At 56.2% G+C, this 26392-nt stretch carries 29 protein-coding genes; 9 read left to right on the forward strand and 20 right to left on the reverse strand.

Annotation, left to right across the window (positions count from 1 at the left end; translation table 11 throughout):
- Together rpmG and mutM are read left to right on the forward strand one after the other, a co-directional pair.
- Positions 1-168: a 50S ribosomal protein L33 gene (gene rpmG, locus VGC33_RS17720; protein WP_012882902.1), complete on the forward strand. Its 168-nt coding sequence runs from the start codon at positions 1-3 to the stop codon at positions 166-168.
- A 71-nt stretch (positions 169-239) separates the two neighbouring features.
- Positions 240-1049 carry a bifunctional DNA-formamidopyrimidine glycosylase/DNA-(apurinic or apyrimidinic site) lyase gene (gene mutM / locus VGC33_RS17725; RefSeq protein WP_331122095.1) on the forward strand — a complete coding sequence of 270 codons (810 nt, stop codon included), beginning with the start codon at positions 240-242 and terminating at the stop codon, positions 1047-1049.
- A 1-nt stretch (position 1050) separates the two neighbouring features.
- Here the strand turns inward: mutM and coaD are convergent, their stop codons facing one another.
- The 17 genes from coaD to VGC33_RS17810 form a co-directional block, all read right to left on the reverse strand.
- Positions 1051-1533 carry a pantetheine-phosphate adenylyltransferase gene (gene coaD, locus VGC33_RS17730; protein ID WP_331122096.1) on the reverse strand — a complete coding sequence of 161 codons (483 nt, stop codon included), beginning with the start codon at positions 1531-1533 and terminating at the stop codon, positions 1051-1053.
- A complete protein-coding gene (locus tag VGC33_RS17735) occupies positions 1533-2312 on the reverse strand; it encodes a glycosyltransferase family 2 protein (protein WP_331122097.1) in 780 nt (259 codons plus the stop codon). Before VGC33_RS17735 ends, coaD begins: the two co-directional genes overlap by 1 nt.
- Entirely contained in the window at positions 2313-3581 is a 1269-nt protein-coding gene (gene waaA / locus VGC33_RS17740) for a lipid IV(A) 3-deoxy-D-manno-octulosonic acid transferase (protein ID WP_331122098.1), read from the reverse strand. It lies immediately after the preceding gene.
- Between the two features lie 127 nt (positions 3582-3708).
- Positions 3709-4839, reverse strand: coding sequence for a glycosyltransferase family 4 protein (locus tag VGC33_RS17745; RefSeq protein ID WP_331122099.1), 1131 nt, complete (start codon positions 4837-4839; stop codon positions 3709-3711).
- A 9-nt stretch (positions 4840-4848) separates the two neighbouring features.
- Positions 4849-5934 (reverse strand): putative lipopolysaccharide heptosyltransferase III, encoded by a 1086-nt coding sequence (gene rfaQ, locus VGC33_RS17750; protein ID WP_331122100.1) that lies wholly within the window; start codon positions 5932-5934, stop codon positions 4849-4851.
- 56 nt (positions 5935-5990) lie between these two features.
- Complete coding sequence (locus VGC33_RS17755; protein ID WP_331122101.1) at positions 5991-6989, reverse strand: glycosyltransferase; 999 nt, start codon at positions 6987-6989, stop codon at positions 5991-5993.
- Positions 6990-7054: 65 nt separating this feature from the next.
- Positions 7055-8377, reverse strand: coding sequence for an O-antigen ligase family protein (locus tag VGC33_RS17760; RefSeq protein WP_331122102.1), 1323 nt, complete (start codon positions 8375-8377; stop codon positions 7055-7057).
- Positions 8374-9381 (reverse strand): glycosyltransferase family 8 protein, encoded by a 1008-nt coding sequence (locus VGC33_RS17765; RefSeq protein WP_331122103.1) that lies wholly within the window; start codon positions 9379-9381, stop codon positions 8374-8376. The genes VGC33_RS17760 and VGC33_RS17765 overlap by 4 nt, the downstream gene beginning before the upstream one ends.
- Positions 9374-10465 (reverse strand): glycosyltransferase family 9 protein, encoded by a 1092-nt coding sequence (locus tag VGC33_RS17770; RefSeq protein ID WP_331122104.1) that lies wholly within the window; start codon positions 10463-10465, stop codon positions 9374-9376. The genes VGC33_RS17765 and VGC33_RS17770 overlap by 8 nt, the downstream gene beginning before the upstream one ends.
- On the reverse strand, positions 10465-11463 hold the full coding sequence (rfaC, locus tag VGC33_RS17775) for a lipopolysaccharide heptosyltransferase RfaC (RefSeq protein ID WP_331122105.1): 999 nt from the start codon (positions 11461-11463) through the stop codon (positions 10465-10467). The genes VGC33_RS17770 and rfaC overlap by 1 nt, the downstream gene beginning before the upstream one ends.
- Positions 11463-12512, reverse strand: coding sequence for an ADP-heptose--LPS heptosyltransferase RfaF (rfaF, locus tag VGC33_RS17780; protein WP_331122106.1), 1050 nt, complete (start codon positions 12510-12512; stop codon positions 11463-11465). The genes rfaC and rfaF overlap by 1 nt, the downstream gene beginning before the upstream one ends.
- 38 nt (positions 12513-12550) lie before the next feature.
- Positions 12551-13483 carry an ADP-glyceromanno-heptose 6-epimerase gene (gene rfaD / locus VGC33_RS17785; protein WP_331122107.1) on the reverse strand — a complete coding sequence of 311 codons (933 nt, stop codon included), beginning with the start codon at positions 13481-13483 and terminating at the stop codon, positions 12551-12553.
- Between the two features lie 143 nt (positions 13484-13626).
- Positions 13627-14544, reverse strand: coding sequence for a hypothetical protein (locus VGC33_RS17790; RefSeq protein WP_331122108.1), 918 nt, complete (start codon positions 14542-14544; stop codon positions 13627-13629).
- Between the two features lie 7 nt (positions 14545-14551).
- On the reverse strand, positions 14552-15769 hold the full coding sequence (locus VGC33_RS17795) for a glycosyltransferase (RefSeq protein ID WP_331122162.1): 1218 nt from the start codon (positions 15767-15769) through the stop codon (positions 14552-14554).
- Positions 15770-15863: 94 nt separating this feature from the next.
- The gene (locus tag VGC33_RS17800) at positions 15864-16766 is read right to left on the reverse strand and encodes a divergent polysaccharide deacetylase family protein (RefSeq protein ID WP_331122163.1); all 903 of its coding nucleotides are present in this window, start codon (positions 16764-16766) and stop codon (positions 15864-15866) included.
- A 31-nt stretch (positions 16767-16797) separates the two neighbouring features.
- Positions 16798-18096, reverse strand: coding sequence for a murein hydrolase activator EnvC (gene envC / locus VGC33_RS17805; protein ID WP_414636956.1), 1299 nt, complete (start codon positions 18094-18096; stop codon positions 16798-16800).
- An 8-nt stretch (positions 18097-18104) separates the two neighbouring features.
- Positions 18105-18251 (reverse strand): hypothetical protein, encoded by a 147-nt coding sequence (locus tag VGC33_RS17810; protein ID WP_331122109.1) that lies wholly within the window; start codon positions 18249-18251, stop codon positions 18105-18107.
- A gap of 85 nt (positions 18252-18336) precedes the next feature.
- Here VGC33_RS17810 and VGC33_RS17815 point away from each other — a divergent pair, with 85 nt between their 5' ends.
- From VGC33_RS17815 to cysE, 5 genes are read left to right on the forward strand one after another with little or no spacing between them, the layout of a single operon-like run.
- Complete coding sequence (locus VGC33_RS17815) at positions 18337-18768, forward strand: rhodanese-like domain-containing protein (protein ID WP_331122110.1); 432 nt, start codon at positions 18337-18339, stop codon at positions 18766-18768.
- A gap of 23 nt (positions 18769-18791) precedes the next feature.
- The gene (gene grxC, locus VGC33_RS17820; RefSeq protein ID WP_331122111.1) at positions 18792-19043 is read left to right on the forward strand and encodes a glutaredoxin 3; all 252 of its coding nucleotides are present in this window, start codon (positions 18792-18794) and stop codon (positions 19041-19043) included.
- Between the two features lie 57 nt (positions 19044-19100).
- Positions 19101-19571, forward strand: coding sequence for a protein-export chaperone SecB (gene secB / locus VGC33_RS17825; protein WP_331122112.1), 471 nt, complete (start codon positions 19101-19103; stop codon positions 19569-19571).
- A gap of 2 nt (positions 19572-19573) precedes the next feature.
- Positions 19574-20590, forward strand: coding sequence for an NAD(P)H-dependent glycerol-3-phosphate dehydrogenase (gpsA, locus tag VGC33_RS17830; RefSeq protein ID WP_331122113.1), 1017 nt, complete (start codon positions 19574-19576; stop codon positions 20588-20590).
- 43 nt (positions 20591-20633) lie between these two features.
- Positions 20634-21449, forward strand: a complete 816-nt coding sequence (gene cysE / locus VGC33_RS17835; RefSeq protein WP_331122114.1) for a serine O-acetyltransferase — start codon at positions 20634-20636, stop codon at positions 21447-21449.
- Between the two features lie 13 nt (positions 21450-21462).
- On the opposite strand, the gene trmL is transcribed toward cysE, so the two are convergent.
- The 3 genes from trmL to cpxR all read right to left on the reverse strand — a co-directional run bounded on the left by trmL (position 21463) and on the right by cpxR (position 24109).
- Positions 21463-21930, reverse strand: coding sequence for a tRNA (uridine(34)/cytosine(34)/5-carboxymethylaminomethyluridine(34)-2'-O)-methyltransferase TrmL (gene trmL / locus VGC33_RS17840; protein WP_331122115.1), 468 nt, complete (start codon positions 21928-21930; stop codon positions 21463-21465).
- Between the two features lie 74 nt (positions 21931-22004).
- The gene (gene cpxA / locus VGC33_RS17845; protein ID WP_331122116.1) at positions 22005-23414 is read right to left on the reverse strand and encodes an envelope stress sensor histidine kinase CpxA; all 1410 of its coding nucleotides are present in this window, start codon (positions 23412-23414) and stop codon (positions 22005-22007) included.
- Entirely contained in the window at positions 23411-24109 is a 699-nt protein-coding gene (gene cpxR / locus VGC33_RS17850; RefSeq protein WP_331122117.1) for an envelope stress response regulator transcription factor CpxR, read from the reverse strand. Before cpxR ends, cpxA begins: the two co-directional genes overlap by 4 nt.
- Positions 24110-24257: 148 nt before the next feature.
- Between cpxR and cpxP the strand changes: the two genes are divergently transcribed.
- Both cpxP and pfkA read left to right on the forward strand, forming a co-directional pair.
- Positions 24258-24746 carry a cell-envelope stress modulator CpxP gene (gene cpxP / locus VGC33_RS17855; protein ID WP_331122118.1) on the forward strand — a complete coding sequence of 163 codons (489 nt, stop codon included), beginning with the start codon at positions 24258-24260 and terminating at the stop codon, positions 24744-24746.
- Positions 24747-25297: 551 nt separating this feature from the next.
- Positions 25298-26260 (forward strand): 6-phosphofructokinase, encoded by a 963-nt coding sequence (gene pfkA, locus VGC33_RS17860; protein ID WP_331122119.1) that lies wholly within the window; start codon positions 25298-25300, stop codon positions 26258-26260.
- Positions 26261-26392: the final 132 nt, after the last annotated feature.

Here is a 26392-nt window from a genome sequence, read left to right on the forward strand (position 1 = left end):
ATGGCTAAAGGTGTTCGCGAGAAGATCAAGCTGGTTTCTTCTGCTGGTACTGGTCACTACTATACCACTACGAAGAATAAACGTACCAAACCGGAAAAGTTGGAATTGAAAAAATTCGATCCGGTTGTACGCCAGCACGTACTGTACAAAGAAGCTAAAATCAAATAATTTTAGCGGCTTGCAAAAAACCCGGCCTCGGCTGGGTTTTTTTATGACGTATGAAAAACAACGGGTGACATATGCCAGAACTCCCCGAAGTGGAAACCAGCCGGCGCGGCATAGAGCCTTGGGTCGCCGGCCAGCATATCGTCCGGGCGGAGGTACGCAACGCGCGCCTGCGCTGGCCGGTATCCGACGAAATCATCGCCCTGCGCGATCGTTTGGTCATCAGCGTGCAGCGGCGGGCCAAATACCTGCTGCTGGAGCTAGGCGACGGCTGGATCATCATCCATTTGGGCATGTCGGGCAGCCTGCGGGTCTTGCCGCGGCCGGCGCCGCCGGAAAAGCACGATCATGTGGATCTGCTGATGAGCAATGGCTGCACCATCCGCTATACCGACCCCAGGCGTTTCGGCGCCTGGCTGTGGAGCGCCGATCTGGCCACCAGCCGCGTGCTGGCGCATCTGGGGCCGGAGCCGCTAGGCGATGAATTTAACGGCCGCTGGCTGTTCGACAAGTCGCGCAATAAACGTACCCTGGTCAAACCCTGGCTGATGGATAACAAACTGGTGGTGGGCGTGGGTAATATCTATGCCAGCGAGTCCCTGTTTGTGGCGGGGATCCTGCCTGGGCGGCCCGCCGGTACGCTGACCGTGGCCGAGGCCAACCTGCTGGCCGAAACCATTAAGGCGGTATTGCTGCGTTCTATCGCGAAAGGAGGCACCACGCTGCGCGATTTTATGCAATCGGACGGCAAACCCGGTTATTTTGTGCAGGAGCTGCAGGTCTATGGCCGCGGCGGCGAAAACTGCCGGGTATGTGGAACGCCGATTCAGACGGCGAAGCATGGTCAGCGCAGCACGTTCTTTTGTCCCCGCTGCCAGCATTGAATCAGGGGTGCAGGCGCGCTTTGACTTCCCGCGCAATCGGATCCGGCAGGAAATGATCGACATCGCCGCCGTGCAGCGCCACCTCTTTCACCAGCGTCGATGAGATATAAGACCACTCCTGGGCCGGCATCAGAAACACGCTTTCCAGTTCCGGCATCAGGTGCTGGTTCATCCTGGCCAGCTGCATTTCATACTCGAAGTCCGACACCGCGCGCAGTCCCCGCACCAGGATATTGGCCTGCCGCTGATGGGCAAAGTTGGCCATCAGATCGCTAAAACCCGTTACCTCCACGTTGTGCAGATGGCCGGTGACCTGCCTTGCCAGCGCGACGCGTTCATCCAGGGTAAACAAGGGCTTTTTGCTTGGGCTGTGGGCAATGGCCAGGATGACCTGGTCAAACATTTTCGCGGCGCGGGTGACCAAATCGAGATGGCCGTTGGTAAGGGGATCAAAGGTGCCCGGATAAATGGCTTTGGTGGTCATCAGGCGTCTCTCTTATTAGCGCGGCGAAGCGCCCACAGGGCGGCATATTTATTAAATGTATACTGCGCGTTGACCATTGCCAGCAATAACCCCTGCTTGCCGTCAAGAAAACCGGCGCGCAGCAGCCAGGTCTTGATAAACGCGCCGAGCGTATGGCCGATGATGGCGAGGTAGCCGCAGTCTTTATTTTGCCGGTGGCGTTCAAGCGCCCAGGCTTCGGCATATTGCAACTGCTTGCGTTGGAAGGCCACCAGATCGCGGCAGGTCAGGTGTTGCAGGCAGCCGTTAAGATTGACCACCCGCGCCCGCCGGATCTCCAGGGATTCATGCACCGGATTATCATTGTAGCGAAACAGTTCGCGCGCATACAGGCGCACCACCCGATCCGGATACCAGCCGCTGTGGCGCATAAAGCGGCCGAGAAACAGATTGGAGCGCGCGCAGCTGTAGACGGTATCCGGCAGGGGGGGCAGGCGGGCTATCTGTTCAATCGCGCGCCTGAGCTCGGGCGTCACCCGCTCATCGGCGTCCAGCATCAGGATAAAATCGCCGGTGGCGTACTCCTGCGCCCGCTGGCGCTGTTTGCCGAAACCCGGCCACCCCTCGCTCTCAAACACCCTGGCGCCGGCCTGTAACGCGATTTGGCGCGTGAGATCGGTGCTGGATGAATCCAAGACGACTATCTCGTCCGCCCATTGCACCGACGCCAGGCAGTCCGGCAGCAGCTCGGCTTCGTTATGGGTGATAAGCACCACCGACAGACGCGTTCCCGACGGCATTTATTGACTCCGCTGTGGCAGGTAAGGCTCCAGCAAGTGTAGCAGCCGCTGCAGCGCGCCTTGGTTTTGGTGCAGTACCTCCACCGCGTGGCGGCCGTAATACAGGCGATAATCTTCGTCGGTCAGCAGGGTAGTGACTTCCTTGACAAGCGAAGGCATGTCGGTGACGGTAATCAATCCCCCGGCTTCGGCAAGCTTGCTGCAAATGTCCTTGAAATTGATGGTATAGGGTCCCATCAGCACCGGGATGGCATGGGCCGCCGCCTCCAGCGGATTATGGCCGCCGCGCTCGACCAGGCTGCCGCCGACAAAAGCCAGATCGGCAATGCCGTAAAGCAGCATCAGCTCGCCCATGGTATCGCCGATCACCACCTGCGTATCATGCGCCGGGATATCGCCGGAGCTGCGTAATATTGAGGTGAAACCGGCCTTGTCGGTCATGTCCCGCGCCACCGGGAAGCGTTCCGGATGGCGTGGAACCAGGATCAGCAGCAAATCGGGAAAGACGGCCAGCAGCTGACGATGGGCCTGTAGCAGGATGGTCTCCTCGCCTTCGTGGGTGCTGGTGGCAATCCATACCGGGCGGCGTGATGCCCACTGGCGCCGCAGCGTCAGCGCCCGCGCCGCCAGTTCCGGGGTCACGGAGATATCGAATTTCAGGCTGCCGGTAACGGCCAGCTGGCTGCGTTTAAGCCCAAGCTCCAGAAAACGTTCGCCGTCCTCTTGGTTTTGCGCGGCGATGAGCGTTATCCGCCCCATGATCCGGGCGATAAACGTGCTGAATTTCTTGTAACCGGCGGCGGAACGGGCGGATAAACGCGCGTTGGCCACCACCAGGGGGATTTTTCGTTTGTACAGGGCCTTGATCAGGTTGGGCCAAAGTTCGGTTTCCATCACGATAACCAGCTTGGGATTCACATGGTTAAGGAAGCGATTCATGGCTCCCGGCAGATCGTAGGGCAAATAAACGTGATGCACATCTTTGCCGAAGGCGGATTGGACGCGCTCCGATCCGGTCGGCGTCATGGTGGTGACGGTAATGGGCAAAAAAGGATAACGGTGGCGCAGGGCGCGGACCAAAGGAATGGCCGCCAGGGTTTCACCGACTGATACCGAGTGCAGCATAATGCCGCCGGGTTTCACCTTGCCCTGGCAGTATCCGTAGCGTTCCGCCCACCGGCGACGGTATGCCGGCGCCTTGCGGCTGCGCCATAATAACCGGATCCATATCAGCGGCTGGATGAGATAGATGAGTATGTTATAGATCATTATAGTTAGCTATAGTAAGGCACCGCGGCTGGTGTGAAGAGTTAATGTTTAACGAAATTCTTGAAAACGCTTTTAAGCGCGTCCATGCTAACAGATAAGTTGTTTTCCCACAGTATATCAGGTGTTTTTATACGGATAACAATTGGGTGTATAGCCCGGTCAACTGCTGGGAAAGACGCAAGGGAGTACAGTCTTTCACCCGCTCGCGTGCCGCCATGCCCATGGCGGGCTGCAACGGACGCGGTGATATGGCATCGACAAACTCCGCCAGCATGCCGATATCCAGCGCGTCGCAGACAAAACCTTCCTTACCGTTCTCGATAAACTCAGCCCCGCCGCAGCGCTCGCTGGTGATAACCGGCAGTCCGCAGGCCATGGCTTCCAGTATCACATTGGGGAACGGATCGTACAAGGTAGGTAAAATCAAACCGTCAGCGCCATGATAAAAGGCTAACACGTCCTTTTGCACCCCGACAAAACGGATGCGCCGCAGGCAGCCCAAACCCTGGGCAAAGGCACGGTACTTATCCTGGTGTTTATCCTGGCCGACCACGATCAAATAACAATCGCTGGCGGCGATGGCGGCGATGGCCGCTCTCAGGCCTTTGCGCTCAAATCCGGAACCGACGTAGATCAGGGCGCGGGCCTGTTCGGGTATGGCCATGTGCTCCCTGGCCCGCCGGCGCTGTTCCGGCGCGGCGGGATAAAAACGCGTGGAATCGATAGCGTTATAAATCAAGGCAAATTTTTCTTCCGGCACCTGATAACAACGGATAATGTCGTTTTTTACCATCAGGGAATTGCAAATGATCTTTTTTAACTCAGGCGCGTGGAACAGGGCTTCTTCCGCCGCCAGCACATAACGATGATAGCCGCTGAATGAGGTCAGCCATTGCTGATAAGCCGGGATAATCCGCGCCCGCTGCTCCAGCCAGACCCGATGCACGCCGTCGCCGGCGCGGAACACGTCGCAGCCGGCGATCCGCTCGTGGCTTTGCACCAGATCAAAATGTTCCTGTTGCCAGCAGCGCCTGGCGGCGTGGGCAAACCCACGCTCGCGGGATACCCGGCCCCATTTGGCCGGATTGCAGATATGCACATGCCAGTCGGGCCGGGGTTCGCCCGACCATTGCCGGGTAAGGATATTCAGCTCCAGCCCGGAGTTATCCAGAGCGTCGAGCGCCCGGGTGATAAAACGCTCCGCGCCGCCGTCGGGCCGGTACTTTTGCCGGACAATCGCCAGCCTGGTTTTTTTCATCATGCCTGCTTAAGGTGCGGTTGATAAATAACGCCGCGCGGCGTCCAATACCCTGTCGACGGGAATGGCGTCGAGATAACGTTGCCGGGTGCGGGTATCAATGGCGTCAGGCCGCGGAATCTCGGCGAAATCGCCGGCCCAGATCACGGTGCTGTTATCACTCCAGGGCCGCCAATGTTGCAGCTTGGTCGGGCCGAACAAGGCGACACAGGGCGTATCGAGCGCCGCGGCCATGTGCATCGGCGCCGAGTCGACGCCGATAAACAGCCTGGCATGGTCGATAAGCGCCGCCAGTTGGGTCAGGGTCAGCTCCCCTGCCAGGGAGATAACCTGGGGATTATGGCAAAGGGATTGAATATGCGTGATCATATCGCACTCTTTTTTATCCGGCCCGGCGGTGAGGATTACCGTTAATCCCTGTGGCTGCAGGGCGTCAATCAGCTGCGCCATCTTGGCGTCGTCCCAGCATTTGTAGGTCCAGCGCGAGGTGGGCTGGATGACGATATATCCGCCGGTAACGGCGCGTTCGGTCAATAGACGCTGCCGACTGCTTTCATCATCGGGCGAGTAGTGCATCGAGGCGCGCCGGTCGGTAATGCCGATATTCAACGGCGCCAGAATGCTGAGGTTTTGCTCAACGGTATGCAGGACGCCATGGTTTTCGGTGGATACCAGGCTGGTATGCGCCTTGCGCCAGAAAAACGATTGCCGTTTTTGATAATTAAAGCCGATGCGTACCGGCGCCCCGCTTAACAATGTAATGGCGGCGCTACGCCACTGGTCGGCCAAATTGATCACCAGATCAAAATGGCGCGCGCGAATGTTTTTCAGCAACGCCAGTTCTTGTTTGAGCTGATATCGGATCCCCTGTTTTTTCCAGGTGCGATCGATGGCGTGGATAACCGATATCGCCGGATGATAGCGCAGTATGGCTTCGGTTTCCTTATACAGCAGGACATCGATTTCGCAATCCGGGTAATGCGCGCGCAGGGTATTGATAACCGGCGTGGTCAACAGCATATCGCCGTGATGGCGAAGTTTGATTAACAGAATTCTTTTAACCGGGGCGGGTGTAACGGCATGGCGAATGGACATGTTGGCACTGACCTATTGATATTCTGATAACTCAGACCATGAAATCACGCTTAAATTCAGCGCTCGCGCCACGCATAAATTCTGCGCAGCCACAGTAATAATTGATACCACTGTTTAATACCGCGGGCATTGCGGATCATACGCTTATGGGTTCCGCTGGCAAAGATATCATTAATCATGATTTGTCTGGCCGCCGGGTCAGGTTCGCGGCGCAGGGAATGACAAATGGATAGCGCCTCATGCGTGACCTGGTAGGCGAATTCGGGATACATTTTTATCTTGCCGCGATAACGCTCATTGATTTCTTCCAGACGTTGCGCAATCCGCAGGTAATGGCGCTGGTACTCAACGTTCTTCATGCCGGTTCTTTTGCGGTTGCTGATGGATTGATCGTGAATGTAATAGCGGTACAGCACCTCCTGGGTATAGCGCACCCGGCGGGCATTAAACATCAGCTCCGTGGTCCAGGGAATATCCTGGTGATGCAGGCCCGGCTCGAAGTCCAGGTTGAGCCGCCTGATTAATGCCAGACGATAGATCCCCAGCCAAACCACATGCAGGTAACGTTTGGTCGCCAGGGCTTTATGCAGCCAGGTCGGGCCGTCCAGCACGCCGGTGGATACCAGGCGATCCGTTGGGATGAGGGTTTTTATGCGCCTGGATCCCAGGAAAAAACGCTCGCCGTTACATTGGGCGACATCAAGATTATCTTGTTCGGCCATGTCCATCAGCGTCTGGTAAAGCGTGGGATACAGCAGATCGTCGGCATCGGGGAAGGTCACGTAGGCGCCGCGGGCCACGGCAAGGCCGGCATTGCGCGCGCGCGAGACGCCGCCGTTGGCCTGGTTGATAACGGTAATATGCCCATGGGCGCTGGCATACGCTTGGGCCAGGATTTGCGAACCGTCGGTTGAACCATCGTTAACGATGATAATTTCGATGTCTTGCAGCGTCTGGGCCAGCAGCGAGTCCATAAAAGCCGTAAACATCCCCCCGGCGTTATACAGGGGGATGATGACGCTCAGCTTGATGGGGGGAGGCATATTAGTGTTCATAAAATAAACTTTTCGGCCAAAGTGACGCTATACCCCCGGGCCGTATCGGCCGATAGCATGGATGTTTAAACCGCATTGGTGGTTTTTTCGGCGCTGTCCGACCGGCGGCTTGGCATGCCGGGTGCCGGCTCAACCTGGCGCAACAGCATTAAAAAACCCAGGACAAGCATGAAAAAATAGGGCGATTCACGGTTATAAAACTGACAGTCAACCTGGCTGAAGATAACCACGGGCAGCGACAGCAGCAAGAATGCCCCCGCGCCGGTAAACAGGACAAAAGGGTAGACCAGCAGGGCCAAAAACACCGCCAGCATCAAGACCGCGCCGACAATACCCTGTAATGACAGCGTATCCAGCAGATCGTTATGCATGTGAAATTGTACGTTATACAAGGCTTCCGGGTTTCCCGCTTCGTGCTGCTGGATATAGCGCGTGGCCAGCGCATTGCGGCTATCCACCGATTGCCCGAACGGATGCTGGCCAAAGCTGTACCAGGCGGATTTCCATAAGCTGAGCCGCGCGCCCAGCGAGGTGTTGTTTTGACCGTCCATGTATTGCTCCGCCTCTTGCTGCATAGCGTCCAGCCGGTCCAGGGCGGGGTGATAATACGATTTGCCGTAGAGCAGGGCGCAGACCCCTAAAATGACAATGGCGGTGGCAAAAATGCGTTTATGGTTTTTTTTGCCGTAAAACAGCTCATGTCCCAGACAAAATACGACAAATACGCCATAGAACAATAATGCCGAGCGGGTTTCGGTGGCGAGCAATGTCACCAGGGTCAGGCCGATGGACAGCAGACATAGCGGACGGTAGAGACGCGTGGCGAAACGGCGCAGGCAATAGATGGCGATCATTGAGAACAACACCAATATATAGGCGCCGGTGGTGGCGGCATCGGCGTTGATTTTTATTCGATCGCCGCTCTTGATATAAAGCAGCGTATCGATAATGGCAATGGCCGCCAGCAGCGCAAACATCACGTAGCCGGCGATTTCGGCGGTACGGAAGTTGAAACGCCAGTTCGGCCTGTTGCGCTGGATGCAGTAAAGCACAAAAGAGCCTAATACCATCCGCTTACCGCTTATCTGATAATGGTAGGCTACCAATGGGAAATCGGTGTTGCTGGTCAAGGACAGCCAGATGAGCTTGCTCAGGCCGAGCAGGAAAAACAGGGTGGGGAAAAGATAAAAATAGATTTTTTTATCGATCCTGAATACCAGGATCAGGAAATGAATGGCACTGATATACGTCAGGATGTAAAACGCATTACGACTAACCGGTCCTGAATACAAAAAAAAAGCGATGGAAATGCTGACGAGAAAAAAATAGGTCAGCGAAAGAATTCTATCAACATTAGCCAATCGAAAAGCATTATTCAAAGCAATCATTTAGCGGTTCCAGCATGGAAATATTTATTTTTTATGTATTTTATCAACCATACCAGGCTATCTGAATAACGCTTTTGGAACCAAAGCACATAAGCATAGCGCTTCATTTCCTTATGCTTGACGGGGGTATCCAAAGGCTCGGATTGCCAGGGCGTACGCAGATAATAAGTACTATAGAGATCGGACAAGGGCCCCGAGCCCCATAAATGCCAAGGCTTGCATTTGCCGGTGTAGTGGATCAGCACGGTATCAGCGGGGATTTTGGGTCGATGGCTGACCTTATTGGCTATGATATCGTAGATAAAATTGTATTTTTTCGGCAATAGCAGGACTTCTTTTTCCAATACCAGATTAAGCGCATCCTGATCGGGGAAACGGAAATAGTCGCCCTTGTCATTGAGCAGCTTGAGCAAACGCGCGGTAGTTTTACGCTCCAGCCATAACGGGATATTGATATATAAAAATCCAGAATTGAAATAGTTTCCCGAGGCCAGGCTCAATTCCGGGCAAAGCGTATTGCGCGCGCGTTTGTTATCGTTGACCGCGCACAGGGTATAATTTTCAAAATTAAGATCAATCAAGGGCTTGATGCTACCGATGCACAGCGTATCCGCATCCAGATAGATAACCCTCGACGCGCAGTCCTGAAGTATCAACGGGATGAAAATCCGGAAGTAAATCGTTTTGGCGTACCTGCCGATACAAGGCATGTCATCAAAACAGCCGCCTCGATACTTGTATAATGTCATGGCAAGCGAACGCCCCGCCACCAGGGTCAGCAGCTTCTTTTTAACGTCATCGGCCAGGCCATTGCTGAAAATATGGATATGAAAAAAGCTATCCGGATTATTTTCCAGCAATGAAAACAACGTTACGCCCATACCGCGCGCATACTGGTTATCAATGCCGAACGCAATATGACACCGTGAGTGGGCGGTGGTCGGCAACGTATCGATGAGCACCTCTTGATGCTCAATCAAGTTTGTCACGACTTTGCTATTCATTGATCACTTCCTTATGATTAAGTTTAGCAACAAAGGCGAAAATATCGTTGCGATTAGCCGATGTTAGCGCAAATAATCTTAACGGAGAGTGTTCGAAGCGGTAAGGCGCGGAAAAAACAAACGATGATGGCGCAATATCCGCGGGGGAGATGACAAGCACATGGCCCAGCGGCCGCTGTTCGGCCATACAGCAAGGGCCGGACAGGCAGATCACCGGTACCCCCTGCGCGTCGGCAATATACACATTGCCCGAATCCGAGGCGATATAGCAATCCATGCGCGCTATGGCCCAGGGAATTTCCTCCAGCCGCAGCTGACCGACCAGGCTTACCACGTTGCCGGTGTTGCCGTTGACCTGGTAAAACTCATCCAGGTAGCGCTGCTCATCCTGGGGTCCGAAGACATAATACACGCAAGGCAGGGGAGCCAGGGTGGCCAGGATTTGTCCCCAGACGGCGGCGGGAATGGTTTTAGCCTTGTTGCCGGCGGAGATGCTGATGCCGATTTTTATTTTCCCCGGCGCATCCGGTATCGGCAATGGCCGCGTCGGTTGCCAGAGCGGCAGCGTGGCATGTTTGGGTTGGCTGCGCCAGGTCAGCGACCGATCGGCAAGCTTCAGGTAGCTCTCAAGCGTCAGCATATCGCGATGGTGCTCGACGCAGCCTGAGGCCGTCAGATAAAAAATGCCGTGGTACCATTTGCGCGTGTAGACATTAAGGAATTGTTTATTACGCGCATTACAAACGGCGGCGTAAAACAGATTGGTGCTATTGGGTTGCAGCAGGTAGACATGGCTATAGCGGTTTAGCAACTTCAGCGCCAGGCGCATTTTTTTTAGAAAACCAGACTTGTGGTCTTCAATAAAAAAACAGTCGGCAAGCGTAGCGTCACGGGAGGCCAGCGGCCCCACCGTTCGGCTAAGCAGCGCGTCGGATCGGCCCAGTTGCCGCAGCAGCGGCGTGATATTGACAAAATCGCCAATCTTGGCGGTTTGGATGATTAGGTTTCTACCCTTGTGCTTTTGAAAAGGCTTCAGCGCCAGTTTGATTGGTAGCAGTAATAAAAACAGAAACACATAGTTCATTAGTGAATTCGTCCGCTTGCCTCAAGCGATAATAGGGCCGCCAACTCGTCGTAGACACGCGTTGCCGGGAGATTCTCCAGCCGGTTATCTTCTGACTGCACTGCATGCTGATTATCGCCATAACCCCCAATCAATCCCGGATCGGTGGGGCCGTATAACGTGATATTCGGCCGATCGAGCGCGGCGGCAAGATGGCTCAGGCCGGTGTCAACCGAGACCACCGCCCTCGCGCCCGCCAGCACGGCGGCCACTTGCGCCAGATTAAGCCTGGGAAGCACCTCGACAGAAGGGAAATTTTCCGAAAGACGCAGGGCGCGTTCATATTCCAGCGCCGTCCCCCATGGCAGCCTGATGCCAAAGCCGCTGCGGGACAATAATTCGATAAGCTTGCGCCAATGCGCTTCGGGCCAATGCTTTTCCGGACGGGTGGTGGCATGTAAAAAAACCAGATAAGGCGCCACGGCGTCATCTCGTCGTGTGGCGGGGCCGGTAAAATGCCCGGCGATGGCATAATCCCCGCGTCCCGCCGGCACGTCATAACCGAGGCTGGCGGCAAACAGTTGGCGAATGCGCTCAACCGCGTGCTGCCGGCGATCGACGTGATGGCGATGATGGTAAAACCAACAGGCAAAAGGTTCGCGCGCGCTTTGGGCATCCAGGCCATGTTTTTCACCCCTGGCGGCCCGGGTCACCAACGCGGCGCTTTTTATCAATCCCTGCGCATCGATCACCACATCGTAGCGTTTTTCCCGCAGCTGGCGCTTAAACTCGCCGCGTTCCCGACGGGTTGCCGCGCCAAACCATTTTTTCCGCCAACGCCTGATGGCCACCGGTATAACCCGGTCGACCGCCGGATGCCATGAGGGAATTTGCGCAAAACCTTCTTCCACCACCCAATCAAAACGAATGCCCGGCAGCGCGTGCATGGCGTCGGTCAGGGCGGGCAGCGTATGCAGCACGTCGCCCATGGAAGAGGTTTTAACAATCAACACCTGCATCAGTTCCCCTCGCCCGCCGCAAGCAGTTTTTCCAGCTCATCGCACACCCGGTCGGGCTGGATATCCATCAGGCTCTGATGATAGCCCTGCGCGTCATCCCCTTTACGGATGCGCTGATACCCGCTGATTAAACGGATCACTTTGGCATGTCGGGCAAGCGGCGGGGTAAAATCGGGACTGCTGGGACCGTAAAGCGCCACCAGGGGCCTGTCCAGCGCGGCGGCGATATGCATCAGGCCGGAATCGTTGCTGACCACCGCCCTACAGCCTGCGAGCAGCGCCACCGCCTGTTCAAGGGTGGTCAGTCCCGCCAGATTGAGGCAGTGTTCACCCGCGGCCGTTTCCAGCATGCCGGTTATCTCATCGCCCGAGGCGCGATCGTTCGCCGAGCCGAACAGCAGGACCTGATAACCGCGGGCGATAAGCATGTCGGCAAGCGCGGCGTAATGATAATGGGGCCAGCGCTTGGCCGGTCCGAATTCCGCGCCGTGACAAAAGCCGATTGCCGGCCGTTGGGCGGACAGGGAAAAGGCGGCGCGGGCAGCCGCTATTTCATCCTGGCCGACGACAAGGCGCGGCCAGAGCAGCGGCTGCGGCAAATCCCCGGCGCCGCGGATATCCGCTTTGTCATATGCCAGCGCCACATAGCGCTGCACCATGAGGGGAAAGGCCGTTTTATCCAGCACGCGCAGGTCGTTTAACAGCCCGTAGCGCATTTCCCCGCGCCAGCCGGTGCGTCTGGCGACGCCGGCAAAAAAAGGCACCAGGGCGGATTTAAAGGAATTGGGCAGAACGATGGCCCGCTGATAGCCCTTGTTTTTCAGGCTGAGGCCAAGCCGCCGCCGCTGTGCCAACGCCAGGGCGCCATGGCCAAGCGGCATCGACAACGCATGCCGCACCTCCGGCATAAGGCTTAACAGCGGACGACACCATTCGGGCGCCATCACGTCTATTTCCGCGCCGGGATGAAGGCGTTGCAGAGTACGGTACAGGCTTTGCGACATCATCATATCGCCAACCCATGACGGCCCGATAACCAGTATTTTCATACCGCTATATCATTCCTTGCTCAATCCTTGCGTGGGAATCAATGGTTGCGATTTAACCATGCTAAATATTCATCAACGCCTTCGGCCACGGTTTTAAACGGCCGATTATAGCCCGCGGCCCGCAGCTGGGTCAGATCGGCCTGGGTGTAAGCCTGGTAACGGCCCCTGAGCTTCTCGGGGAAATCGATGTATTCAATCTGGCCTTTTTTATGGAAATCCAGCACCGCGTCCGCAACCGCCTGGAAGGACTCCGCCCGTCCGGTGCCGCAGTTGAAAATGCCGGAAGCGCCGTTTTGCCAAAACCAGAGATTCACCTCGGCAACGTCGCCTACGTAAATGAAATCACGTTTAAAGCCTTCACTGCCGGAAAATAATTTTGGATTTTCGCCGGCGTTGATCTGGTTATTCAAATGGAACGCGACGCTGGCCATGCTGCCTTTATGACCCTCATGGGGACCATAGACGTTAAAGTAGCGAAAGCCGCAGATCTGGGATTCAGCTTCCGGCAATAAGGCGCGGACATACTGGTCGAACAGGAATTTTGAGTAGCCGTACACGTTCAGCGGCTGCTCGTACTGCCGTTGCTCGATAAAATGCTCCGTCCTGCCGCCGTAGGTGGCGGCGGAAGAAGCGTACAGAAAGGGAATCGAGCGCTCCAGGCAATAATGCAGCAGCTCCTTGGAGTATTGATAGTTGTTGTCCATCATATACTTGCCGTCCCATTCGGTGGTTGAGGAACAGGCGCCCTCATGGAATACGGCTTCGATATCGCCGAAATCATCGCCGGCCATGATACTGGCGATAAAATCTTCCTTATCGATATAATCGGTGATATCCGCATCCACCAGATTAATGAATTTTGTGCCATCCTTGAGGTTGTCCACCACCAGGATATCGCTGTGTCCGATTTTGTTCAGCGACTTAACAATATTACTGCCGATAAATCCGGCCCCACCAGTGACGACTATCATGGGTTACCCTTGTTGATCTTGCGTGGAGCCGGCACTGTGCCTGCCCCTTTATGTTCATTATGATACCATTTCCCCGGTGACCTTAGTATCCATGCGGTGAATTGGCCGGAGGTTAAGGCAATACTGTTTAAAGACGCGTTAGATTACAATAATTGTTTTTCATTATCAGTAAGATAGCGTACTTTTCTGGTATAATCCTGCGATTTGAACAACAGCTCGCTATCCGGAGATTCCAAATATTTGCGCCACTCCGCCAGCGGGAACCCCCCATGCGCTCCCACCACCTGCCTGGGGATGGGCGACGGCGTGCCGCCGATTTTTTTCGACACCGGCCAATTCATCCATTCGCCCAGATTGACGGTGCGGATATCCAGCGTATCGAGCATGGCGGCCAGGGGCAACTGGTCGGTCGGCGGCTGGTCGTCCCCCAATCGCGTCCAGGTATCGATAAAGAACGCCGTCCAGAGGGGGCACATCCGCCGCCAGGTTCCGGCCGTGGCCGCCAGAAAAGCGCCGTTAACGTGATAATCCAGCGCCGGCCGTACGGCGTCGCGATAATACGCCGGGATGCGATCGGGCGCGGCGCCGCTGAGCTTGGCCATCATTTTGCCCCGCCGGAAACTGGAGTACAGGTGATCGTCCGCCAGCCGGATAACGGGCATCTGCAGCAGGTTCAGATCGGAATCGATCATCAATACGCCCTCGGTGCGGGCCTGCAGTGGCGCCTGTAGCTTGAAAAGACGGCTGAGATAGATTTGTTTATAGCGATATTCCCCGTCCCGGGTTGCCGTCGCCAAGGTAACGACCCTGACTTTTTCGGGCAGCGGCGGGAATTTTTGCTCGGGCTGGTCGGTCACAATCACGATTTCCCGCACCTCCGGGGCATAGCGCTGCGCAAAGGTGGCGCTCAGCATCGCTTCTTCGATATAGTCCACGCCCACCGATGGGATCACCACGGACGTCACCGGCACCCCAGCCATAGCGGACGATGCTTTTTCATCATAGGCGATGTTATGACGACGGACGATATGGCGATATTTGGCGTTTAGATATTCGAACATATCTACCTCAAAGTGTTTTTATGCTGCCGAGCACGGCTTCGACGCCCAGGACATATTTATCGATGGTGAAATGGGTCTTCACCATATGATTGGCCTGCTGCGCCAGCGTGCGGCGATATTGGGCATCGAGATAAACCCTGTTCAACTGTTTGAACAGGGTCTGGGTATCGCCGTAGGGGAACAGCAGTCCGGTTGTTTCATGTTTTATCAATTCCATGGTGCCGGTCACGTCGGATCCGATAACCACCGTGTTGAGCAGCATGGCTTCCAGGATCACGCGCGGCAAACCTTCGCTGCGCGACGCCAGAATGAAGGTATCGAAGGCGGCCAGATATTCCATGGCGTTGCTTTTAAAACCGGTAAACACCACTTTATCCAGCAGGCGAAAGCCGGCGGCCATCCTGACCAGGCGCTGATGCTCGGGACCCGCCCCGACAATCACCATTTTCCAACGCGCCTCGGGATAGGCCTGGTTGAATAAATGCAAGGCCTGCAGGGTATGGTGGTGCGCCTTGCGCGGGATAAGGGAACCTATGCTGCCGAAGATAAAGGTTTGATCGTCCGCGCCTAACGCGTGGCGCAGCGGCAGGCCGTCCGGCAGGGGCTGTTCGACATCGATGCCGTTAAATACCGTATAGCAGATCTCCGGGCGCACGCCGCTTTGGATCAGCTTATCCTGCACGCCGGAGGATACCGAGATGATGGCATGGCATAAGCTATTGACCATCTTGACTATCTGGCGGCTCATCACCGGTTCGATACGGCAGTGCTGCACCACGGTGGTCGATAAACCCATGGTGGCGTAATATCCCTCGACATTGGAGCTGGGCTGGTTGTTCATATACAAAATATCATATTGGCCCATTTCCAATAGGGAATTGATTTTATTGATATTGGGATCAATGCGCCAGATTTTATCAATGGCGTAAATGGCCGACAGCCGGATTTTTTTATTAAAAAACAAGATAGTACGAAGGAATTCCTTACCCCATTTCGCCCAGGCGGGTTGACAGGTTTGGGGAATAAAGAATACCTGGATCCCAAGCGCCGACAGCACCTCGCTGACGGTCTCGTTGTTGTCGCGAGAATAATTATTATAAAAACAGCAACTTATATCGAATTTGTCGCGGTCGATGCGTTTAAGCAATTCCAGCATGCTGTTGGTGCCACCGCCCCATTCCTTGCCGCTGTCCAAGAGAAGAATTTTCATCCGGCTTTGTGGCATCGTCATGCATTCCTAATATGTGATGATTGTCATTTAAGGCCCGATAACACGGGTAATCACCCGCCATTATCCCGCGTTTCACGGTCGCAACCCATTACTTTTCCGGGCGCGATGGCGCCGGCAACGGTTTGCCGCCCCCGCCGAACATAACCCGTCGCGTGTCTTCAAGGCTTGAGAATATGGCCTTGAACATGGCGTCGGCGTAGACCGGCGGCGGCGTTTGTTTCGCGATACACTGTGGTATGCCACGGAACGGGGTGCGCGGCGGCACGGGTTTTGGCCCAGGCGCGGGGGCCGGGGCGTAGGATTCATTCAATAACATGCTTGGCCGTACCAGCACAATATCCGCGGGCAGCGTGGACAACATTTGCGTCAAGACCCGGACGGTATTGGGATGGGGATGACCGATGGCGATCGCCGAGCCGTTACGGCGGGCCAGGGCGACGGCGCGGTTGAACTGCTGGCGAATGTCCGCTTCGTTGCTGGTATCGTCCAGAAAAACGTTACGCTTAATGACGCTGATGCCGGTGCCCGCGGCCGCCTGGCGCGACTGGCTGTTGCCGATGGTCATGCTGTCGAGGAAATAAAAGGGATATTGTTCCAGCACCTGCATGACATTGCGCATGCCGCCGAGACTCGAGGTCATGGCGCTGCCCATATGATTGTTGACCCCGCGGGCGTAGGGCACTTTGCCGACCGCGTCGCGCACGATGCGCGCTATTTCATCGCGGCTCATTTCGGGCCGCAGCGTATCGCGTTCCAGGGGCTGCTTGCTCAGGGGCGCCATCGGCAGATGGATCAGTACCTCGCGCCCCTGCTGATGCGCCCGGGTGGCCATTTCCCGCGCATGGGGCGCGTTGGGCAACACCGCAATCGACACTGCCGTCGGCATGGCGAGAACCTGGTTTTCGTTACGCGGCTGATAGCCAAAGTCATCGATGACAATCGCCAGTTTGCCGGCATTAACCCCGGCGGAGGCGGTGAGCAGGATGGTCATTAAAATGCGATGAAGGTTTTTCCTAAGCAAACTATCTTCCTAACCAGGGTAAAGGGTTCACCGCCTGGCCCTGGCGACGAATTTCAAAATAGAGCGCAGGACTTCCCTGGCCGCCGCTGCTGCCCACCAGCGCGATGGGCTGGCCGGATCTGACCTGGGCGCCTACGCTTACCAGCGCGCTTTGGTTATAGCCGTAAAGGCTCATATCGCCTTTGCCATGTTCAACCACCACCACCAGCCCATATCCTTGCAGCCAGTCCGCCATCAGGACGCGTCCGTCGGCGATGGCCCTGACTTCACTGCCTTCCGCCGCGGCGATCACCATGCCTTTCCAGCGTAGTTCACCTTGCAGGGATTCACCAAACCGATGCAGCGTACGTCCCCGGACCGGCCACAAATCCTGGCCCGCCGGCTGTCCCAGGCCGCCGGTGCGGGAAACCAGGGCGCGTTCGGTGGGCGAAGGCTTATAGGTATCGCCTTTGCGTTTGGCTTGTTCCTGGCGTTCGCGGACCTGCTGCGCTTCCCGTGCTTCCCGTTCGGCCCGCGCCCGCGCTTCCCGCTCCGCCCGGGCGATGTTATCCCGCAAACGTGATTCGTTCTGACGCAGTTCGCCCAGGCTTTGCTGATCCTGCGCAATAGACGAGTCGAGGCTTGAAACGGTTTTACGCCTGGCCGCGCGGGCTTTTTCCAGCACGTCTTGCTGCGCGCTCTGCTGTTGCAGCAGGGCGGTTTGCTGCTGCTGCTTTTGTTGCTGTTCTTTTTTCTGGTCCGTCAGCGCCTGCCGGGTGGCGCCAAGATCGCGGATGGATTTTTCCCGCGCTTCATTCAGATAGCTGTAGTAAGCAAATATACGCTCGTTTCGCATACTCTGCTCACCGCTCAGGATAAGCTGCATGCCCGCGTTGCGGCCTTGCCGGAAGACGGCGTCGAGCTGTTTGGACAGCAGCTTCTGCTGCGCGGCCAACCGCGCTTCCAACTGTTTGATGGACAGGTCAAGCCGGGCAATCGCCTTGTCCAGCGCCGCCAGGTTGGCCTGCGTTTCATGCAGGAGACGGCTGGATTGGGAGACGGCGATTTCCTGCTGCTTCAACTGCCCGAGCAGTTTACCGCGCTGCTGCTGTTGCAGATGCACGCTTTTCTCTTTTTCGGCAATGCTTTGCTGCAGGGTTTTGAGCTGTTGGTTATTATCCTCGGCACGGCCGATCGCGGGCAATAACATAACGCCAGCGAAAATAATGCTGGCGAACATGGTATGTTTTCGCGTGGAAGGACGGCGCTGCCGGCCGTTTTCCCTGACACTCAATCTGTTCAACGATGCCTTTCCCCTCATTGGCGGGATTATTCCACGTTGAACTGCCGCTTACCAGTCATCTCTTGCGGCCATGCCATGGCCGGCGCCCGCGCGCGCGGAACAAAACAGCCGATAAACCGCCCTGTTTTTAGCGACATGACGCGCATTGCAGGTAGTTTCTTCTTTTCGGTCATGTATATTGGCTGAATTTGCCGTAATGCGAGGGTATACTCGAATGCTTCAAAGCGTGGCCACAACTAACGGGAGCTTTTACACCCCATGCAAGAAATTACGCAGTTCGTCAGCGATCACCCTATGCTATGTTTGGCGTGGGTCGCTTTATTGATCGCCGTCATCGTCACAACGTTCAAAAATCGTTTTTCCAAGGTTAATGAAATTTCCCGCGGCGAAGCCATCCGCTTGATCAACAAGGAAGACGCGGCGATCGTTGATCTGCGCACCCGTGAAGATTACCGTAAAGGACATATCGCCAACGCGCTTAACCTGACGTCGGCGGAGATCAAAAACGGCAGTCTGGGCGAGCTGGACAAGGCCAAGACCAAACCGGTCATCGTGGTGTGCGCCACCGGCAGCACATCGCGTGAACCGGCCGAAAACCTGAGTAAAGCAGGCTTTGAGCGGGTTTATGTTCTGAAAGAAGGCATATCCGGCTGGAGCGGAGAAAATTTACCGCTGGTCCGGGGTAAATAAATTATTACCTGAAAGGGGGAACCATGGCCAATATAGAAATCTACACCAAATCGACGTGTCCATATTGCCATCGCGCCAAGGCTTTACTCACCCGCAAGAACGCCGTGTTCCAGGAAATACCCATTGACGGGGACGCGGATAAACGGGAAGAAATGATTAAACGCAGCGGGCGCACCACGGTTCCACAAATTTTCATCGACGGACAGCACGTGGGTGGCTGTGATGATTTACACGCGCTTGATGCGCGCGGCGGCCTGGATCCCCTGCTGAAATAGGCGGGGCCGGCCGGCGCGCCCGGGCGCATGCAGCACATTAACCATAGGGTTTTTTTAATGTCAGAACAAAATAGTACCGAGATGGCGTTTCAGATCCAGCGTATCTATACCAAAGACGTCTCGTTTGAAGCGCCGAACGCGCCGAAGGTTTTCCAGTTGGAATGGCAGCCGGAAATCAAACTGGATCTGGATACCGCGTCCAGCCAACTGGCCGATGGGATCTATGAAGTGGTGCTGCGGGTTACCGTCACCGCTTCGCTTGGCGAGGAAACCGCGTTCTTATGTGAAGTCCAGCAGGCGGGGATTTTCACTATTTCCGGCATCGACGGCGCGCAAATGGCCCATTGCCTGGGCGCATACTGCCCGAATATCCTGTTCCCGTATGCCCGCGAATGCATCACCAGCCAGGTTTCACGCGGCACGTTCCCGCAATTGAACCTGGCGCCGGTAAACTTCGACGCCTTATTCATGAACTACCTGCAACAGCAGTCGGAAAGCGAAGGAAGCCAGCCGGCGCAGGAAGCCTGATAATGCACAAGAACGCCTCAATGATTGTTATTGGTGCCGGTTCCTACGGTACGGCCCTGGCTATTACCCTGGCACGCAATGGTCATGAGGTGGTGCTCTGGGGGCACGAACCGCAACATATCCAGGCGCTGCAGGCGGCGCGATGCAATCAGGCGTTTTTGCCCGATGTGCCTTTCCCGCCCTCGCTGCGCCTGGAAACGGATTTATCGCTGGCGCTTGCCGCCGGCCGCGATGTGTTGCTCGTGGTCCCCAGCCACGTATTCGGCAGCGTTCTGGCGCAATTAAAGCCCCATTTGCGGCCGGATGCCCGGGTGGTTTGGGCGACCAAGGGCCTGGAGGCGGAAACCGGACGATTGCTGGCCGACGTCGCGCGCGAGGTGCTGGGCGATGATATCCCCCTGGCGGTCATCTCCGGACCGACCTTTGCCAGGGAACTGGCGGCGGGCCTGCCCACCGCAATCGCCCTGGCGGCCACCGACGCCGTTTTTTCGGCGGATCTGCAGAATTTACTGCACTGCGGCAAAAGTTTCCGGGTCTACGGCAATCCTGATTTTATCGGCGTCCAGCTCGGCGGCGCGGTTAAAAACGTCATTGCCATCGGCGCCGGCATATCCGACGGCATCGGTTTCGGCGCCAACGCCCGCACCGCCCTGATTACCCGCGGCCTGGCTGAAATGACCCGCCTCGGCACGGCGCTGGGGGCCGACCCCAGCACCTTTATGGGCATGGCGGGGCTGGGCGACCTGGTGTTGACCTGTACCGATAACCAGTCCCGTAACCGGCGTTTCGGCATGCTCCTGGGCCAGGGCGTCGACGTGCAGGCCGCGCAGGATTCCATCGGCCAGGTGGTGGAAGGTTACCGCAACACCAAGGAAGTGCTGGCGCTGGCCGGGCGCGCCGGGGTGGAAATGCCGATTACTGAGCAACTATACCAGGTGCTTTACCAGCATAAAAACGCCAGGGAAGCAGCCCTGACCCTGCTGGGTCGGGCGCAGAAAGATGAAAAAACCGGCGGTTGACGCCGGTATGACAGCAGATACCCATCCGCGGAAGGTAGTGAGTATGTCCACTGAAGAATTGGAATTAGTCTGGAATAACATTAAAGCTGAAGCACGTTTGCTGGCGGATTGTGAACCCATGCTGGCCAGTTTTTTTCATGCGACCCTGCTCAAACATGAAAACCTCGGCAGCGCGTTAAGCTATATGCTGGCCAATAAGCTCGCCAATCCGATTATGCCCGCCATTGCCATCCGGGAAATCGTCGAAGAGGCATACAGCGCCGATCTGCAGATGATTGTGTCGGCGGCGCGCGATATCAACGCGGTGCGGCTGCGCGATCCGGCGGTGGATAAATTCTCCACGCCGCTTTTGTACCTTAAGGGGTTTCACGCCTTGCAGGCCTATCGTATCGGCCATTGGCTATGGGGCCAGGATCGCAAGGCGATGGCCATCTATTTCCAAAACCAAATTTCGGTCTCCTTCGGCGTCGATATCCACCCGGCCGCCAATATCGGCTGCGGCATCATGCTCGATCATGCCACCGGCATCGTTATCGGTGAAACGGCGGTCGTTGAAAACGACGTTTCCATCCTCCAGTCGGTTACGCTCGGCGGGACCGGTAAAACCAGCGGCGATCGCCACCCGAAGATTCGCGAAGGCGTAATGATTGGCGCCGGCGCCACCATCCTCGGCAATATCGAGGTCGGGCGGGGCGCCAAAATCGGCGCGGGTTCCGTGGTGCTGCAATCGGTGCCGCCGCATACCACCGCCGCCGGCGTGCCCGCCAGGATTGTCGGACGGCCGGATAGCGATAAGCCGTCGATGGATATGGATCAATACTTTGGCGGCCAGGGTTTTGAATATGGCGACGGTATCTGACCGGCGTTAACGGCTACGGACGCGCGCTCTCATACCCCAGCTGGCGCCAGGCTTCATAGACCACCACTGAAACCGCGTTGGAAAGATTCATGCTGCGACTGCCCGGCTGCATGGGGATACGGATCTTTTGATCCAGGGGCAGGGTATCGAGGATATCGGGCGGCAACCCGCGCGTCTCCGGACCGAACAGCAGATAGTCATCCGGCTGATAGCTCACCGCGCTATGGGCCGGTCCGCCTTTGGTGGTCAGCGCAAACAGCCGTCGCGGCGTTTGCGCGGCCAGGAAAGACTCATAATCAGGGTGGCGCCTGATATGGGCGAACTCATGATAGTCCAGGCCGGCGCGGCGCAGGCGCTTATCATCCCAGTTAAATCCCAACGGCTCGATCAAATGCAGATGAAAACCGGTGTTGGCGCACAGGCGTATGATATTGCCCGTATTTGGCGGGATTTCCGGCTCGAATAAAACGATGTGTAGCATGATGCCCCCTTGACGAGGGCGAAGGATAGCAAAAAAAACGGCGGCATGCCGCAACCGCGGCCGCCGGATACGCCTTATTTATCCTCGGCTTTGCTTTCTGCGCCCGCCGCCTGGCGCCGGTGATGCAACGGCAGCCACATGATAAGCCTCAGTCCGCCCAACGGGCTATCCTGCGCTTTGACCCAGCCGTGATGTTGCTCCACCGCTTTTTCGACAATCGCCAGGCCCAGTCCGGAACCACCGGAAGCGCGATCGCGCGCCTCGTCCGTGCGATAGAACGGCCGGAAAATCTGTTCCCGGTCTTCAGCGCTGACGCCCGGGCCGTCGTCGTCGACGATAATAGTGACGCCCTGCGCATCGGCGGTAAACGTCACCGAAATTTGCTGATTTGAATAGCGCAGCGCGTTGCGCACCACATTTTCCAGCGCGCTGTCGAGCGCGGCGGGATTGCAGACCAGCATCCAATTACCGGGAGGCGAGGCAATGAGCAATGTTTTACCCATCTGCTCGGCTTCAAATTTGGCATCATCGAGCACATCGCTCCACAGATCGCCGGCCGTAACGTATTCGCGGGTCAATTCGTTCTTATGCTGATTGCGCGACAGGACCAGCAAATCGTTAATCATCGAGTCCAGTCGCTGTGCCTCGGTTTCGATACGGGCCAGCTCATGGCCTTCGCCATGTTTACGCCGCATCAGGGCGGTAGCCAGCTGCAAACGCGTCAAGGGGGTGCGCAGCTCGTGGGAGATATCGGACAGCAGACGCTGCTGCGCATTAACCATCCTTTCCAGAGCGCTGACCATTTGGTTAAAGCTGACGCCGGTGGCTAAAAATTCCTGTGGGCCGGACTCCAGCTCGGGATGCTGGCGTAAATTGCCGCGGGCGACCTCATCGGCGGCGTGCTTGAGCTTACGCGCCGGTTTCGCCAGGCTCCAGGCCAGCCAGAGCAGCAGCGGAATGCTGATGAGCATGGTCACGATCAGCAGCAACAGCGGGCGGTCGAACATCAGGTTGATGAAATCAGACTGTGAATTGCCGGCGGGGCGGATTTGATAAAGCTGATAGTTGTCTTCGCCGTCACGCACCGGGAACGGCCCCACCAATTCGACGCGGCCATATTTTTTCTTTTGCGGATGGTCGGAGTTATCGGACTGGCCGATGAAATTACGGATTACCTGCATCTCATTACGCTGGGCGCCGATAACGCGTCCTTCGCTGGTGACCAGGATCAGCCGCTGCCCGGGCGGTGCCCATTTATCAATGGAACGGAACAGCCGCCGCCACCACATCAGGTCATTGGCCGGATCGCCGGCCAGCTCCGCTTCCACATGCTGTTGCAGCATGATGCCCTGGCGCTGTTCACTGTCGAGCAGCGTCGTCAACTGACGCGAATCCAGCTTGGGCACCATCAGCACCAGCATCAGCACCAACGCCAGGGTCAGCCAAAAAATGGCGAAGATCCTGGCGGTTAAACTGTTTATCATGCGGCCGATACCATCAGGTAGCCCCGTCCCCGCAGCGTTTTGAACCACGGATGTCCGTCCCTGCGTTCCGGCAGTTTGCGCCGCAGGTTCGAGATGTGCATATCGATCGCCCGGTCAAACGGCGTCAGGCGTTTGCCCAGCACCTCCTGGCTCAGGTGTTCGCGGGATACCACCTGGCCAAGATGCTGGGCCAGCAGGTAAAGCAGGGTGAATTCGGTGCCGGTCAGCTCCAGCGCGACGCCGTCGAAGGTGGCCTCCTGCCGCCCCGGATTCAGGCGTAGAAAATCCACTTCCAGCGCGGGGGTGCCGGCATCGCCGGCCTGCTGCTGCTCAGTCCATTGCGAACGGCGTAAAATCGCCCTGATTCGCGCCACCAGCTCACGATCGTTAAACGGCTTGGGTAGGTAATCATCCGCGCCCAGTTCAAGCCCCAGCACCCGATCCAGCTCGCTGCCGCGCGCGGTCAGCATGATTACCGGCGTCTGGTGCTGCTGGCGCAGTTCCTTAAGCGTATCGATGCCGTTTTTGCGCGGCATCATCACATCAAGCAATAAGAGATCCACCGAGCTGTCCAGCATGTTCAGCGCCTGCTCGCCGTCATAGGCGACCAGCACCTCGAAGCCTTCCATCTCGAGTAATTCTTTTAATAACGCGGTTAATTCGCGATCGTCATCGACCAAAAGGATTTTATTCATTTTTATTCACCTCATGATGCAAAATACGTCATCAATCACTACCAATCCATGACTTTACGTAGCTTTACATCCCCTGACGCATGTTTGCAGCGGCCTCAGTAGAATGACTTCATGGTTAAGCAACAAAGAAAGAGTCAAGGGGTTAAGGATGCACAAACTTAACGTATTGGTCATCGCCGCCGCCCTGGCAACAGGAAGCACCCTGGCTGGCGAGCAGACCGCTACGGAAGGTTGGCATCATGATGACATGGCCAGTCGGCTAAGCGATAGTCATTACAGCATGTTTGACGGCGTCAGGCTCACAGAGCAACAGCGGCAGCAAATGCGTGATTTAATGAGTCAGGCCCGGCTTGCAACGCCCCGCTTTAATATCAGCGAAATGGAACGGCTGCATACATTGGTAACAGCGGAACATTTTGATGAACCGGCGGTCCGGGCTCAAACCGAGCAAATGGCGCAGCAGCAGGTAATCCGCCAGGTTGAAATGGCCAAGGTACGCAACCAAATGTACAACCTGCTGACCCCGGAGCAAAGACAAATTTTGAATCAGAAACATCAGCAGCGCATTGCCGAGATCCGGCTGCAGATGACGGAAATGACCCAAACTTCGCCCCAGAAGCCAGCGTTGAGTCAATAGTAGCAGCGCAAAGTGAAATGATGTGAGATGTGAAAAGTTGTGATGAGTAAAGTAACGCGTAAGTAACGTAAGTGTAAGTGAGTAATGAGTAAATAGTGCATTCCCATTTTTCCTTGCCATAGACACCATCCCTGTCTTCCCCACCGAAAGGTGGGGTTTTTTTTGCCCAAACCCGCCCGCGGCCCACGCCAAAAATATAAATATAATCGGCGGCAGGCCTCAAGTATCAGGATGGCCTTCAGCGTAATGGCAACATTTGTTATCACCTGCAATGCTGCATTCACCTGGCATTGGCATTATGGTACCAAGCGCTGCGTTATCGGCGCCATTGTCAAATGTACGGAAAAAAAGCACGGGCAAGCGGAAATGCAATGCATTATCATATGCCTTAAAACAATCATATAGTCGGAAGTTGCCTGACCTGAATCAATTCAGCTAAACGGATTTGATATACTATTTTTACCATAAGCCATGGGCCATGTTGCGAATGGGACCCGATATCGAGTCGGCATAGTGTATTCTACAATTATATTTAAAGTTCAGAGGTAGTCATGATCAAGAAAATCGGAGTACTGACAAGCGGTGGCGATTCGCCGGGTATGAACGCCGCGATCCGTGGCGTGGTGCGCGCCGGCCTGTCCGAGGGATTGGAAGTGTATGGCGTCTATGACGGCTACCTCGGCTTGTTTCAGGATCGGATGAGCAAGCTGGACCGCTATAGCGTGTCGGATATGATTAACCGTGGCGGCACCTTTCTTGGCTCGGCGCGTTTCCCGGAATTCCGGGAAGAGGGAACCCGCGTCATCTCCATCGAAAATATGAACAAGCGCGGACTTGACGCCCTGGTGGTGATCGGCGGCGACGGTTCCTATATGGGGGCGAAACGCCTCACTGAAATGGGTTTCCCATGCATCGGCCTGCCCGGCACCATTGATAACGACGTCGCCGGCACCGATTACACCATCGGCTATTTCACCGCGCTTGAAACGGTGGTGGAGGCGATAGACCGACTGCGTGATACGTCCTCTTCCCATCAACGCATCTCCATCGTTGAAGTCATGGGCCGCTATTGCGGCGACCTGACAATGTCCGCGGCTATCGCCGGCGGCTGTGAATTCATCGTGTTGCCGGAAGTGGAATTTAAACCCGACGATCTGGTTTATGAAATCAAGGCCGGCATCGCCAAAGGTAAAAAACACGCCATCGTCGCTATTACCGAACATATCTGCAATGTGGCCGAACTGGCGCAATATATCGAAAAAGAAACAGGCCGGGAAACGCGCGCCACGGTGTTGGGTCATATCCAGCGCGGCGGCAGTCCGGTGGCCTACGATCGCATCCTCGCCTCGCGCATGGGCGCTTATTCGATCGAGCTGCTGCTGCAAGGCTACGGCGGGCGCTGCGTCGGCGTGCAAAACGAAAAACTGGTACACCATGACATCGTCGATGCCATAGAAAATATGAAGCGGCCGTTTAAAAGCGATTTGCTGGAATGCGCTAAAAAACTGTATTAATAACGTTGCGCAGCAGGCAAAGGTAACAGCGCCGCCCAGGGTTGGACCTTTCACAGGTTCTCATGGATGAGAACGCCATTGCGGTGTTCCATGGCACCCTGGCGAAATGCCAGACCGACCTTCCCCCTTACC

Source organism: Acerihabitans sp. (assembly GCF_036398755.1).
Lineage (GTDB): Bacteria > Pseudomonadota > Gammaproteobacteria > Enterobacterales > Enterobacteriaceae > Acerihabitans.

What these genes read in the sequence shown, in the direction of transcription:
- rpmG (WP_012882902.1), top strand. Translation starts at nt 1, where the DNA reads ATGGCTAAAGGTGTTCGCGAGAAGATCAAGCTGGTTTCTTCTGCTGGT.
- mutM (WP_331122095.1), top strand. Translation starts at nt 240, where the DNA reads ATGCCAGAACTCCCCGAAGTGGAAACCAGCCGGCGCGGCATAGAGCCT.
- coaD (WP_331122096.1), bottom strand. Translation starts at nt 1,533, where the DNA reads ATGACCACCAAAGCCATTTATCCGGGCACCTTTGATCCCCTTACCAAC.
- VGC33_RS17735 (WP_331122097.1), bottom strand. Translation starts at nt 2,312, where the DNA reads ATGCCGTCGGGAACGCGTCTGTCGGTGGTGCTTATCACCCATAACGAA.
- waaA (WP_331122098.1), bottom strand. Translation starts at nt 3,581, where the DNA reads ATGATCTATAACATACTCATCTATCTCATCCAGCCGCTGATATGGATC.
- VGC33_RS17745 (WP_331122099.1), bottom strand. Translation starts at nt 4,839, where the DNA reads ATGAAAAAAACCAGGCTGGCGATTGTCCGGCAAAAGTACCGGCCCGAC.
- rfaQ (WP_331122100.1), bottom strand. Translation starts at nt 5,934, where the DNA reads ATGTCCATTCGCCATGCCGTTACACCCGCCCCGGTTAAAAGAATTCTG.
- VGC33_RS17755 (WP_331122101.1), bottom strand. Translation starts at nt 6,989, where the DNA reads ATGAACACTAATATGCCTCCCCCCATCAAGCTGAGCGTCATCATCCCC.
- VGC33_RS17760 (WP_331122102.1), bottom strand. Translation starts at nt 8,377, where the DNA reads ATGATTGCTTTGAATAATGCTTTTCGATTGGCTAATGTTGATAGAATT.
- VGC33_RS17765 (WP_331122103.1), bottom strand. Translation starts at nt 9,381, where the DNA reads ATGAATAGCAAAGTCGTGACAAACTTGATTGAGCATCAAGAGGTGCTC.
- VGC33_RS17770 (WP_331122104.1), bottom strand. Translation starts at nt 10,465, where the DNA reads ATGAACTATGTGTTTCTGTTTTTATTACTGCTACCAATCAAACTGGCG.
- rfaC (WP_331122105.1), bottom strand. Translation starts at nt 11,463, where the DNA reads ATGCAGGTGTTGATTGTTAAAACCTCTTCCATGGGCGACGTGCTGCAT.
- rfaF (WP_331122106.1), bottom strand. Translation starts at nt 12,512, where the DNA reads ATGAAAATACTGGTTATCGGGCCGTCATGGGTTGGCGATATGATGATG.
- rfaD (WP_331122107.1), bottom strand. Translation starts at nt 13,483, where the DNA reads ATGATAGTCGTCACTGGTGGGGCCGGATTTATCGGCAGTAATATTGTT.
- VGC33_RS17790 (WP_331122108.1), bottom strand. Translation starts at nt 14,544, where the DNA reads ATGTTCGAATATCTAAACGCCAAATATCGCCATATCGTCCGTCGTCAT.
- VGC33_RS17795 (WP_331122162.1), bottom strand. Translation starts at nt 15,769, where the DNA reads ATGCCACAAAGCCGGATGAAAATTCTTCTCTTGGACAGCGGCAAGGAA.
- VGC33_RS17800 (WP_331122163.1), bottom strand. Translation starts at nt 16,766, where the DNA reads ATGACCATCCTGCTCACCGCCTCCGCCGGGGTTAATGCCGGCAAACTG.
- envC (WP_414636956.1), bottom strand. Translation starts at nt 18,096, where the DNA reads ATGAGGGGAAAGGCATCGTTGAACAGATTGAGTGTCAGGGAAAACGGC.
- VGC33_RS17810 (WP_331122109.1), bottom strand. Translation starts at nt 18,251, where the DNA reads ATGACCGAAAAGAAGAAACTACCTGCAATGCGCGTCATGTCGCTAAAA.
- VGC33_RS17815 (WP_331122110.1), top strand. Translation starts at nt 18,337, where the DNA reads ATGCAAGAAATTACGCAGTTCGTCAGCGATCACCCTATGCTATGTTTG.
- grxC (WP_331122111.1), top strand. Translation starts at nt 18,792, where the DNA reads ATGGCCAATATAGAAATCTACACCAAATCGACGTGTCCATATTGCCAT.
- secB (WP_331122112.1), top strand. Translation starts at nt 19,101, where the DNA reads ATGTCAGAACAAAATAGTACCGAGATGGCGTTTCAGATCCAGCGTATC.
- gpsA (WP_331122113.1), top strand. Translation starts at nt 19,574, where the DNA reads ATGCACAAGAACGCCTCAATGATTGTTATTGGTGCCGGTTCCTACGGT.
- cysE (WP_331122114.1), top strand. Translation starts at nt 20,634, where the DNA reads ATGTCCACTGAAGAATTGGAATTAGTCTGGAATAACATTAAAGCTGAA.
- trmL (WP_331122115.1), bottom strand. Translation starts at nt 21,930, where the DNA reads ATGCTACACATCGTTTTATTCGAGCCGGAAATCCCGCCAAATACGGGC.
- cpxA (WP_331122116.1), bottom strand. Translation starts at nt 23,414, where the DNA reads ATGATAAACAGTTTAACCGCCAGGATCTTCGCCATTTTTTGGCTGACC.
- cpxR (WP_331122117.1), bottom strand. Translation starts at nt 24,109, where the DNA reads ATGAATAAAATCCTTTTGGTCGATGACGATCGCGAATTAACCGCGTTA.
- cpxP (WP_331122118.1), top strand. Translation starts at nt 24,258, where the DNA reads ATGCACAAACTTAACGTATTGGTCATCGCCGCCGCCCTGGCAACAGGA.
- pfkA (WP_331122119.1), top strand. Translation starts at nt 25,298, where the DNA reads ATGATCAAGAAAATCGGAGTACTGACAAGCGGTGGCGATTCGCCGGGT.